The sequence below is a fragment of the Streptomyces sp. SID4985 genome (genome assembly GCF_009863025.1).
GTDB lineage: Bacteria > Actinomycetota > Actinomycetes > Streptomycetales > Streptomycetaceae > Streptomyces.
Map to the genome: position 1 here is coordinate 1 of NZ_WWIR01000189.1, position 11,440 is coordinate 11,440.

Here is an 11,440-nt window from a genome sequence, read left to right on the forward strand (position 1 = left end):
CGCCTCGGCCGACCCGTCCGCGCCCGAGGCGCCGCTGCCGGTCTCCCGGTGCAGGCGCAGGGCGCGGAGGAACTCCGTGGACCGGGCGCGCAGATGGGCCGCGAGGGCCTCTCCGGTCGCCTCCCCGGGCTCGGAGTCCGCCGGGTCAGGGTGTCGCGGTGCCACGCCGGCGCCTCCGGGCGTCTATGAGCATCTCCTGGATGTTGCGCAGCGGCTGGCCCTCGGCGTCGGTCGCGTGCCGGGTCCATTCGCCGTCGGGGCCGAGGTGCCAGGAGGCGGTGGTGTCGGACATGCCGGTGTCGAGCAGGCGGTTCAGGGTCGCCCGGTGGCCGGGGTCGGTGACCCGGACCAGGGCCTCGATCCGGCGGTCGAGGTTGCGGTGCATCATGTCGGCGCTGCCGAACCACACCTCGGGCTCGCCGCCGTTGCCGAAGGCGAAGACGCGGGAGTGCTCCAGGAAGCGGCCGAGGATCGAGCGGACCCGGATGTTCTCGGACAGGCCGGGGACGCCGGGGCGGATCGCGCAGATGCCGCGGACCCAGATGTCGACCGGCACGCCCGCCTGGGAGGCCCGGTAGCAGGCGTCGATGATCGCCTCGTCGACCATGGAGTTGACCTTGATCTTGACGAAGGCCGGGCGGCCCGCGCGGTGGTGCTGGATCTCCTTGTCGATCCGCGATATCAGGCCGTCCCGCAGCGACTTGGGGGCGACCAGGAGACGGCGGTAGGTCTCGCGGCGGGAGTAGCCGGAGAGCCGGTTGAACAGGTCGGAGAGGTCCGCGCCGACCTGCGGGTCGGCGGTGAGCAGCCCGAGGTCCTCGTAGAGGCGGGCGGTCTTCGGGTGGTAGTTGCCGGTGCCGACGTGGCTGTAGCGGCGCAGGGTCTCGCCCTCCTGGCGGACCACGAGCGACAGCTTGCAGTGGGTCTTCAGGCCGACCAGGCCGTACACGACGTGGCAGCCCGCCTCCTCCAGCTTGCGCGCCCACTTGATGTTGGCGTGCTCGTCGAAGCGGGCCTTGATCTCGACCAGGACGAGGACCTGCTTGCCGGACTCGGCCGCGTCGATCAGCGCGTCCACTATCGGCGAGTCGCCGGAGGTGCGGTACAGCGTCTGCTTGATCGCCAGCACATCCGGGTCCTGCGCGGCCTGCTCCAGGAAGGCCTGCACGGAGGTGGAGAAGGAGTCGTACGGGTGGTGCAGCAGCACGTCCCGCTGGCGCAGCGCGGCGAAGATGTCGGGCGCGGAGGCGGTCTCCACCTCGGAGAGGTCGCGGTTGGTGCCCGCGACGAACTTGCGGTACTTCAGCTCAGGCCGGTCCAGGCTGTGGATGCGGAAGAGTCCGGTGAGGTCGAGCGGGCCGGGCAGCGGGTAGACCTCGGCCTCGGAGATCTTCAGCTCGCGCACCAGCAGGTCCAGCACCTCGCGGTCGATGTCCTCCTCGACCTCCAGGCGCACCGGCGGCCCGAAGCGGCGCCGCATGAGCTCCTTCTCCAGGGCCTGGAGCAGGTTCTCCGCGTCGTCCTCCTCGACCTCCAGGTCCTCGTTGCGGGTGAGCCGGAAGGCGTGGTGCTCCAGCACCTCCATGCCCGGGAACAGCTCCTCCAGGTGCGCGCCGATCACGTCCTCCAGCGGGACGAAGCGGCCGGGGCTGCTCTCCAGGAAGCGGGACAGCAGCGGGGGCACCTTCACGCGGGCGAAGTGCTTGTGGCCGCTGACCGGGTTCCGCACGACGACGGCCAGGTTCAGCGAGAGGCCGGAGATGTACGGGAAGGGGTGCGCGGGGTCCACGGCGAGCGGGGTCAGCACCGGGAAGATCTGGTGCCGGAACAGGGTGAACAGGCGGGCCTGCTCCTTGTCGGTCAGCTCGCTCCAGCGGACCAGGTGGATGCCCTCCTCCGCGAGCGCGGGGGCGACGTCCTCGTGGTAGCAGGCGGCGTGCCGGGCCATCAGCTCGCGCGAGCGGGCCCAGATCATCTCCAGCACCTCGCGGGGCTGGAGCCCGGAGGCGGAGCGGGTGGCGACACCGGTGGCGATACGGCGCTTCAGACCGGCCACCCGGACCATGAAGAACTCGTCCAGGTTGCTGGCGAAGATCGCGAGGAAGTTGGCGCGTTCCAGGAGCGGGGTGTTCGGGTCCTCGGCCAGTTCGAGCACGCGCTCGTTGAACGCGAGCCAGCTGCGCTCCCGGTCCAGGAAGCGGCCCTGCGGCAGCGGGGTGCCGTCGCCCGGGGTCTCCTCGTAGGCGTCGAGATCGGCGTCGAGATCGGGTTCCAGGTCGGAGACGGCCGCCGCGACGGTGTGCGGGCGGTGCGCGGCGATCGAGCCCACGGGGGGCTGCGTCCGGCCGGGGGCCTCGGGTCCGAGGCCCGCGGTATCGGCGCCGAAGGCCGCGGTGGAGGAGGACTGGGCCGGTGCCTGGGCTTCTCGCTGACTCATGAACCCATTCTTCCGTGTCAGGGGCGTCACGGCAGCGTCGAATTTCGCGGAGGGAAGTCTGATGACCTTCCGTCCCGCGTGCCCCTCGGACTCCGGCGAAGCCCCACTGCCGACGTGCTCCATTCCCCGAGCCTCGCAAGCGCTTCTGAATGGCCGGTTACGGGGACATGACGTGGGGGACAGCGGAGGGCGGCTCCCAGGGGAACCGCCCTCTTTTCGCCTAGGAGCAGGTCAGCCGGTGCGGCGGCGCAGCACCGCGAAGGAGGCGGCGGTGAGCAGCGCGGTCACGGCCAGCAGCAGGGCGCTGGTGGTGAGCTGGAGGGGCCAGTAGTGGGACTCGGGGTGGTACTCGGAGAACAAACCGGTGCCGCCGTGCTGCGCGTACAGCCGCTTGCACGCTATGAGGGAGCCCGCCGTGCAGTCGGGTGTGGGGACGTGCGCCCCGCTCCGGGTCACCATGCCGTGCGCCACCTCCACACCGGCGAACTCGCCCGCGTACCCGCGCTCGAAGCCGTTCACCCTGGTCACCGGCGGCCACAGGTACGGCATGAGCCAGTGGGCGCCCGCGTACAGCACGACGGTGGCGGCGACGGTGATGCCGATGGAGGGCACGGTACGGCGCACCAGCAGGCCGGTGAGGGCGCCCGCCGCGAGAGCGGCCAGGCAGACGGCGACGGTCGTGGGGCCGTTGGCGTGGAAGGTGCGGGGCAGCCACCAGGCGGGGCGGAGGCCGACCTGGTTCGCGGTCGCCTGCCAGGCGTACCGGTGCAGGGCCACCAGCAGGCTCGCCCCGGCGGTGACCGCCGCGGCCGGGAGCGCCAGCCGCACCGCCAGCCAGCGCACCGGGGTGATGCCCTGGGTCCAGGCCAGCGCCGCGGTGCCGGACTCGGTCTCCCGCGCGGTCAGCGCGGCGCCCGCCCAGACGGCGACCAGGAACGGCAGCAGGATCATGGCCTCGGTCAGCAGCTCGTACAGCGGGTCGTAGTTGCCCGTGTCGATGGTGCACGCCACCTGGCAGGCCTGCAGCTCCTGCCAGGCGCGCGCCGCCGTGTCCGCGAGCGGTCCCCCGACCCACAGCAGCAGCCCGGAACCCGCCAGCACCAGGGCCGCCCAGACGAACAGCGCCCACCGGTGCAGCCGGAACGTCCAGCGGGCCGGGCGGGGCCGGGCGGAGACGGTGAGAGTGCTCATGCGGCGCGCTCCTCGGACAGGTCGGTGGTGGCGGTGAGGGCGGGGGCCTCGGGGTTGCGCAGATGGGCGAGGACCAGGTCCTCCAGGGTGGGCGTCCCGGTCTGCCAGTCGTCCGTGAGCGGGGCCGCCGGGCGGAGCAGGGCGGTGACGCTGCGGCCGGTGGTGCGGGACTCGACCACGGTGTGCGGGGTCAGGGCCGCGTCGGCGGGTCCGGTGACCCGGAGGTGGGCGGCGAGGAGGTCGTCGATGTCGCCGGAGAGGCGGACGCGGCCGGAGCCGACCAGGAGCAGGTGGTCGCAGGACTCCTCCAGCTCCGCGACCACGTGGGAGGACATCGCGATCGTGGTGCCGTGCTCGGCGGCCACCCCCATCAGGAGGCCCATCAGCTCGTGCCGTGCGAGCGGGTCGAGGTCGGCCATCGGCTCGTCCAGGAGCACCAGTTCGGGCCGCTTGCCGAGCGCGAGGGCGAGCGCGACGCGGGTGCGCTGACCGCCGGACAGGGACCGGATGCGGGCACCGGGGTCGAGATCGCCGCCCGCGGCGATCCGGTCGGCGAGGGCGGTGTCCCAGCGGCCCGGGTTGAGGTCCGCGCCCATGCGCAGCGTCTCGGCGACGGTGAGCTGTGGGTACAGCGGCTTCTCCTGCGCGACGTACGCGACGCGGGGCCGGGCCTCGGCGGGCCGGACGCCCAGCACCCGTATCCCGCCCTCGGTCGCCCGGAGCAGACCCGCCGTCAGGGAGAGCAGGGTGCTCTTCCCGGCGCCGTTGGGGCCGACGACGGCGCACACCCGGCCCGCGGGCAGCCGGAACGCGCAGTCGCGCAGCGCCCACCCGCCCCGCCGCCCGAAGCGCTTGCCGAGGCCGTCCGCCTCGATCGCGGTGTCGCTCATGAACCCTCTCCCTGGAAGCTCTTGTCGAGTACGGCGGTGAAGAGCGCTGCCATGTCGTCCCGGTCCCAGCCCTCCCGGACCGCCCGCGCCGCCCACTCCTCCAGCTCAGCCCGCAGCGGGGAGTCGGCCGGGGCGGCGCCGAGGGTGCGGCGGACGAAGGTGCCGAGGCCGCGCCGGGCCTCCACCAGTCCCTCCCGCTCCAGCTCGCGGTACGCCTTGAGGACGGTGTTGGGGTTGATGGCGGTGGCCTCGACCACCTCGCGGGCGGTCGGCAGCCGGTCGCCGGGGCGCAGTTGGCCGAGGCGCAGGGCCTGCTTGGTCTGCTGGACGATCTGGACGTAGGTGGCGACCCCGCTGTGCCGGTCGATGCGGTATTCGACCACGCGTTGAACCACCCTTTCACTAATTGAGTAGTGGAATGATGATCGGGAAGAGGGGCGCCCGTCAAGCGTGGACGCCCCTCAACTCATCGCTGGTGCTGCCTTGTTCACGTCTCCGTGCGGTACATCAGGTCCGTCTCGTGGGTCGTGAAGCCCAGCCGCTCGTAGACCGAGACCGCCGCCTTGTTGTCCGCGTCGACGTAGAGCATGGCGGTGGGCAGGCCCCGGCCCGCGAGGTGGCGCAGGCCGATCGTGGTGAGGGACTTGCCGAGGCCGCCGCCCTGGCTGCCGGGGCGGACACCGAGGACGTAGACCTCGCCGAGGCCCTCCTCGGGGTGGGTCTTGGTCCAGTGGAAGCCGACCAGCTCGCCGCCCCGCTCGGCGAGGAAGAAGCCCGCCGGGTCGAACCAGGGCTCGGCCTCGCGGTCGGCCAGGTCGCGTTCGGTCAGCGAGCCCTGCTCGGGGTGGTGGGCGAAGGCGGCCGCGTTGACCGAGAGCCACGCCGTCTCGTCCTGCCCGGGGACGAAGGCGCGGACCGTCACGCCCTCCGGCAGCACCGGGTCGGGCAGTTCGAGGCCGGTCAACGGGCGCCGCATCTGGCGCAGTTCGCGGAAGAGGGTCAGGCCGAGTACCTGGGCGAGATGACGGGCGGCGGGGTGGCCGCCGTGCGCCCAGACCCGCAGCCGCTTGCCGGAGGCGGCGAGCAGCGCGGTGCCCAGCGCGCGGCCGTGGCCGTGGCCCCGGTGGGCCGGGTGGACGACCAGTTCGGCGGCCGGTGCCTCGACCGGATCGGTGTCCTCCAGCTGTGCGTAGCCCACGAGTTCGCCGCCGTAGCTCAGCAACAGATGGGAGACGCCCTCCCGCGCCCCGCCGCGCAACTGGAGCCGCCCCTGCTCGGACACCGGCTGCTGCCCGTCCACGGCGGCGGCCGCCGCGAGCAGATCGAGCACGGCCCGGGTCTGCTCCGGGGTGAGTTCGGCCTGGGTCTCGAGGGAGCGGGCGGGCACGGCCCGCTCGGAGTCGTCGCTGCTCATGCGTATGAGGGTACGGGGGGCGCTCCGCTGGGTACGGCTGGGCGGGACGATGGCACCTGGCGGCGCGGCGCGACAACGTCCGGGCTGCGTGGTGTTCTGGTGGCCCGGTGCCCTGGCTCGATGGCGACCCGGTGCCATGGTGGTCCGTTGGCCCCGCGCGGCAGGGCGATGGCGGACCGGCCGTGCGGTGTTACGGCGGTCCGGTGCCTGACCCGGTGGTCCGGTGCGACAGGACGATGGCGGCCTGGCCGTGCGGTGTCCCGGTGGCCCGGCGCGACGGCGGTTCGGCCGTGCGGTGTCCCGGTGGCCGGCGCCCCGACCCGGTGGACCAGCTCCACGGCGCCCCGGGCCGCGCGTCGTCATGGCCGGCAGGCGGCACAGAGGCACGGTGCCCTGAAGCAACAGCCTCCCGCGTACCGCCCCCCGAGCCACAGCGGCAGCGCAACGTCACGCCGTGTCCGGTGGCGGCACCGGCGCCCCCGGCAGCCGTACCGTCACCAGGGTGCCGCCGCCCGGGGCGCGGGAGAGGGTGACCTCGCCGCCCGCCTGGCGGATCGTGCGGGCGACGATGGAGAGGCCGAGGCCGGAGCCGGGGAGGGCGCGGGCGCTGGGGGAGCGCCAGAAGCGGTCGAAGACGTGCGGGAGTTCGTCGGCCGGGATGCCGGGGCCGTGGTCGCGCACGGTCAGCGTGCCGTCGGTCAGCCGCACCTCGACCGTGTCGCCCTCGGGACTGAACTTCACCGCGTTGTCGAGGATGTTGACCAGGGCCCGCTCCAGCGCGGACGGCTCCGCGCGGACGTACCAGGGCTCCAGGTCCGCCGTGATCGTCAGCTCGGGACCGCGCAGCCGGGCCCGGCGCAGCGCGGCCTCGGCCGTCTCCTGCAGGGAGACCACCTGGACGCGCTCGCCGTGCTGCCCCTCGGAGCGGGACAGCTCCTGCAAGTCGCCGATCAGCGCGCCGAGTTCGGTCATCTGGGCCTTGACGGAGGCGAGCAGCGCCTTGCGGTCCTCGGCGGGCAGCGGACGCCCGGTCTCCTCGCTGCGGCTGAGCAGTTCGATGTTGGTGCGCAGGGAGGTGAGCGGGGTGCGCAGTTCGTGCCCGGCGTCCGCGATCAGCTGTTGCTGGAGGTCGCGGGAGCTGGCCAGCGCGGTGGTCATGGAGTTGAAGGAGCGGGAGAGCCGGGCCACCTCGTCGTCGCTCTCGTCGACCACGGGGATGCGGACGGCGAGGTCCTCGGTGCGGGCCACGTGCTCGACCGCCTCGGTCAGCTTGTCGACAGGGCGCAGCCCCGCCCGGGCCACTGCGAGACCGGCCGCGCCCGCCCCGACCACGCCGATGCCGGAGACCAGCAGCAGGATCAGCGCGAGGTCGTCCAGCGTCCGCTCGGTGTCCTTCAGCGAGAAGCCCACCATGACGGCCACGTCGGGATACGGCTGCACGTCGGGCCCACCGCCCACCAGCACGGCGCCGGTCATCACCCGTACGTCGCCGCCCTTGGAGTCGGTGCCGTCGCGCACCCACCGGGTGCGGTTGGTGGGGTTGCGGGCGACGGCGATGTCCGAGGCGGTCACCTTCACCGTGCCCTCGGAGTACGGCGGGACGCAGACCTTGCCGTCGGCGGTGACGATCTGGAGGTAGAGGTAGCTGGGCGGTCCGTCGCCGTAACTGTCGTTGGGGGACTGGGGGCAGGTCAGCAGCAGCGTGGTGACCTGGTCGGCGCTGAGCGGGCGGCCGAGGCTCGTGAGCCGGTGGTTCAGCTCGTCCTCCAGCTTGCGCTGGACGATGAACCAGCAGGTCACCGACACCGCCGCCACCGCGAACGCCACCGCCGCCGCGACCAGCATCGCCAGGCGCGCCCGGATCGGCAGCGCCTGGTAGCGGCGCACCAGCCTCCTCACTCGCCGCCGCCCTGCCGCAGTACGTACCCCACGCCCCGGACGGTGTGCACGAGCCGGGGCTCGCCGCCCGCCTCGGTCTTGCGGCGCAGGTACATCACGTAGACGTCGAGGGAGTTGGAGGAGGGCTCGAAGTCGAAGCCCCAGACGGCCTTGAGGATCTGCTCCCGGGTGAGGACCTGGCGCGGGTGGGCCATGAACATCTCCAGGAGCGTGAACTCCGTACGGGTCAGCTCCACCGGCCGGCCGCCCCGGGTGACCTCCCGGGTCGCGAGGTCCATCCGCAGGTCCCCGAAGGTCAGCGCCTCGTCCTCCTGGGCCTCGGCGGACACGGTCGCCGCGTAGGTGCTGCGCCGCAGCAGGGCCCTGATGCGGGCGAACAGCTCGTCCAGTTCGAACGGCTTGACCAGGTAGTCGTCGGCCCCGGCGTCGAGGCCGGTCACCCGGTCGCCGACCGTGTCGCGGGCGGTGAGCATCAGTATCGGGGTGGTGTCCCCGGTGCCCCGGATGCGCCGGGCCGCCGTCAGACCGTCCATGCGGGGCATCTGGATGTCCAGCACGAGCAGGTCCGGGCGGCAGGCGGCGGCCTTCTCCAGCGCGTCGGCGCCGTCCACCGCGACCTCCGTGTCGTACCCCTCGAAGGCGAGGCTGCGCTGGAGGGCCTCGCGTACGGCCGGTTCGTCGTCGACGATCAGGATGCGCTGGGGGTCACGGTCGCCTTCGGCGCTCATCGCTCGCGGTTCCTCGGGATGGTGTGGTCGGGTCGGGGCGTTTCTCAGCCTCGCACGTTTCGGGCCTCCGGCGTGGTTGCCGGGGTCAGACGCCGGCCGGGGTCAGCCGGTTGAGGGCGGTGAGCCGGTTCAGCGGCACCTTGCGGCGGTGCGGGCGGTCGGCGGAGGTGCGCAGGCCCATCAGCTGGGGCGCGGGGGAGGGCAGCTCGGGGAGGCGGGGAGCCGGGGCGGGGGCGTGCAGCTCGTGCGCCACCTCCAGGGCCAGGGTGACGTCGGCGGGGCCGGTGACACGGGTCTGGTGCATGGTGTACGTGATCATGACGTGCTCCCTGCTGTTCGGTGGTGCGCTTGCCCAGGGCCGTACCGGAGAGTCTCCGGGGGTCCTAGTCCGTCGAGCCCGCCCGCAGCTTGGCGAGGTCGGACTTGACGGTGTTCACCGGGATCGCGAAGCCGAGGCCGATGCTGCCCGCGTCCGAGGACGAGGAAGCCTGCGAACCCGAGGAGTACATCGCGGAGTTGATGCCGATGACGCGGCCGGAGGCGTCGAAGAGGGCGCCGCCGGAGTTGCCGGGGTTGAGCGAGGCGTCCGTCTGGATCGCCTTGTAGGTGGTCGTGGACGAGCCGGTGTCGCCGTTGAACTCACGGCCGCCGAACCGGAACGGCCAGTCGCCGTCCCCGCCCTGCTGCCCGTCCTGTCCCTGGCCCTGGCTCTGTGACTCGTCGGTCGGAACGGTCACGTCGCGGTCGAGTGCCGAGACGATGCCGCTGGTCACGGTGCCGCTCAGCCCCTCGGGGGAGCCGATGGCGACGACCGTGTCGCCGACCCGGACGCCGGAGGAGTCGCCCAGCGTCGCGGCCTTGAGGCCCAAGGCGCCGGAGACCTTCAGGAGTGCCAGGTCCTTGGAGCTGTCGGTGCCGACCAGTTCGGCGGCGTAGCTCTTGCCGTCGTCGGTGCGGACCGTGACCGAAGAGGCGCCGGAGACCACGTGGTTGTTGGTGATGATCTCGCCGCCGTCGGTGACGACGACGCCGGAGCCGGTGGAGGAGCCGTCCTGGAGGGTGGCGTCCACCTGGACCACGCTGGTGCTGACGGCCGCCGCCACGGCGGCCACCGTGCCCTTCTTGCCCGCGGCCACCACGGGGGTGCCCGACTCCGCGGCGGCGGTGTCGGAGTGGCCCGCCAGCTCCTGGAAGGCGTAGGCGGTGCCGCCGCCGACCGCGGCCGCGACCAGCGCGACCGCCGCGAGGAGCGCTATCGGGCCCCGCGCCCGCTTCCCCTCCGGAGCCGGACCCGGCGCGTACGGCGGCGGGGACGGCCACGGGGCGGGAGCGGCGTGGGCGGCGGCCGGCGGGGTGTCGGACCCGTAGGGGTGGTTCCCGTACCCGTGAGGGTGCGCGTACCCCTCGGGGTCTCCGTACCCGTCGGCGCCGCTGCGGCGCGTGCTCTCGTCGGTCATACGAAGAGCATGTCCCGCCACCATGAGAGCTTCCTGAGCCCTCCCTGAGAACCCGGGCAGAAGCTGGGGCCTCCTTCATGAGAGGCCCGCTCGGCTGCCGATGAGAGCCGGATGAGAGTGCTGGTGGGAGCGGCCGGACCGCGGGGGAGCGGTCAGCCGTCCTGGCGCGCGCAGCCGCAGCTCTGGCGGATCTGGAGGCGTGAGGGGAAGGTCTTCAGGCGCTCGCGGCGCGAACCGGCCAGGCGCAGCCCGTCGTCCAGGACCAGGTCGACGGCCATGCGGGCCATCGCGGGCCGGTCGGAGGCGACGGTGGTCAGGGGCGGGTCGGCGAGCGCCGCCTCCTTGATGTCGTCGAACCCGGCCACCGCCAGCTCGCCGGGCACGTCGAGCCGCAGCTCGCGCGCGGCGCGCAGCACGCCGATGGCCTGGTCGTCGGTGGAGCAGAAGATCGCGGGCGGCCGCTCGGGCCCGGAGAGGATGCCGAGGGCCACGCGGTAGGCGTCGTAGCGGTTGTACGGCGCCTCGAAGAGGCGGCCCTCGGTGGGCAGGCCCGCCTCGTCCATGGCGCGCTTCCAGCCCTCGACGTGGTCGGAGACCGGGTCACCGACCGCCGGGGTGTCGGCGGTGCCGCCCATGCAGGCCACGTACTCGTACCCGTGCTCCAGGAGGTGGCGCACGGCGAGCTGGGCGCCGCCGAGGTCGTCCGTCACCACGGCCACGTCGTCGATGGCCTCGGGGCGCTCGTGCAGCAGGACCACGCGGGCGTCCCAGGCGTCGATCTCGGCCGCCGCCTGGTCGTTCAGCGCGTGGGAGACCAGGATCAGGCCGGAGACCCGCATCCCGAGGAAGGCCCGCAGATAGTGGACCTCGCGCTCGGCGATGTAGTCGGTGTTGCCGACCAGGACCATCTTTCCGCGCTCGGAGGCGGCCTGTTCGACCGCGTGCGCCATCTCCCCGAAGAAGGGCTGGCGGGCGTCCGGGATGATCAGTCCTATGAGGTCGGTACGGCGCGAGGCCATCGCCTGGGCGACCCGGTCGGGGCGGTACCCCAGCTCCTTGATCGCCGCGAGGACACGCTCGCGCGTGGCCGGGGCGACCGGCCGGGGTCCGTTGTTGATGACATAACTGACGACGGCCGTCGAGGTCCCCGCCAGCCGTGCCACATCATCCCGAGTCACCTTCGCCACGCGCGGAGTCTACGCGGATTGATCCGTTCTGGGCAGGGCGAAAACGCGGTGTCCGGCGGTGGCCGTGAGGCCGGGCGGTGCGGTGGGACGTGCCAGGGTTCTGCCCACGACGACACCGGTTCACGCATCGGCATACGCGGGCGCGCATGAGACCGCGGCCCGAGCGCCTGCCCTGGCACCGGAACCGGCACCCGACATCACACGCGGGCCCACCCGTCGGCCCGCGGGCTTGCCCCC

The 11,440-nt window shown here is 73.1% G+C and carries 10 protein-coding genes and 1 pseudogene; all 11 read right to left on the reverse strand.

From position 1 onward, the window contains the following. Positions 1–165: pseudogene (locus GTW40_RS07510) on the reverse strand (metal-binding protein); the annotation flags it as partial. Beyond that, positions 146–2,437 (reverse strand): RNA degradosome polyphosphate kinase, encoded by a 2,292-nt coding sequence (locus GTW40_RS07515; RefSeq protein ID WP_237525388.1) that lies wholly within the window; start codon positions 2,435–2,437, stop codon positions 146–148. The pseudogene GTW40_RS07510 and the gene GTW40_RS07515, both read right to left, overlap by 20 nt. A gap of 231 nt (positions 2,438–2,668) precedes the next feature. Next, a complete protein-coding gene (locus GTW40_RS07520) occupies positions 2,669–3,628 on the reverse strand; it encodes an ABC transporter permease (RefSeq protein ID WP_161179375.1) in 960 nt (319 codons plus the stop codon). Next, positions 3,625–4,518, reverse strand: a complete 894-nt coding sequence (locus GTW40_RS07525; protein ID WP_161179376.1) for an ABC transporter ATP-binding protein — start codon at positions 4,516–4,518, stop codon at positions 3,625–3,627. The genes GTW40_RS07520 and GTW40_RS07525 overlap by 4 nt, the downstream gene beginning before the upstream one ends. After that, entirely contained in the window at positions 4,515–4,901 is a 387-nt protein-coding gene (locus GTW40_RS07530; RefSeq protein WP_161179377.1) for a GntR family transcriptional regulator, read from the reverse strand. The genes GTW40_RS07525 and GTW40_RS07530 overlap by 4 nt, the downstream gene beginning before the upstream one ends. A gap of 104 nt (positions 4,902–5,005) precedes the next feature. Further along, positions 5,006–5,932, reverse strand: a complete 927-nt coding sequence (mshD, locus tag GTW40_RS07535) for a mycothiol synthase (protein ID WP_161179378.1) — start codon at positions 5,930–5,932, stop codon at positions 5,006–5,008. A 447-nt stretch (positions 5,933–6,379) separates the two neighbouring features. Continuing rightward, positions 6,380–7,831, reverse strand: a complete 1,452-nt coding sequence (locus GTW40_RS07540; RefSeq protein WP_161179379.1) for a HAMP domain-containing sensor histidine kinase — start codon at positions 7,829–7,831, stop codon at positions 6,380–6,382. Further along, positions 7,828–8,559, reverse strand: a complete 732-nt coding sequence (locus GTW40_RS07545; protein ID WP_161179380.1) for a response regulator transcription factor — start codon at positions 8,557–8,559, stop codon at positions 7,828–7,830. Before GTW40_RS07545 ends, GTW40_RS07540 begins: the two co-directional genes overlap by 4 nt. Positions 8,560–8,644: 85 nt before the next feature. Beyond that, complete coding sequence (locus tag GTW40_RS07550) at positions 8,645–8,878, reverse strand: hypothetical protein (RefSeq protein ID WP_161179381.1); 234 nt, start codon at positions 8,876–8,878, stop codon at positions 8,645–8,647. A gap of 64 nt (positions 8,879–8,942) precedes the next feature. Further along, on the reverse strand, positions 8,943–10,016 hold the full coding sequence (locus GTW40_RS07555) for a trypsin-like peptidase domain-containing protein (protein ID WP_161179382.1): 1,074 nt from the start codon (positions 10,014–10,016) through the stop codon (positions 8,943–8,945). Between the two features lie 152 nt (positions 10,017–10,168). Continuing rightward, entirely contained in the window at positions 10,169–11,203 is a 1,035-nt protein-coding gene (locus tag GTW40_RS07560) for a LacI family DNA-binding transcriptional regulator (protein ID WP_161179383.1), read from the reverse strand. Positions 11,204–11,440 lie beyond the last annotated feature (237 nt).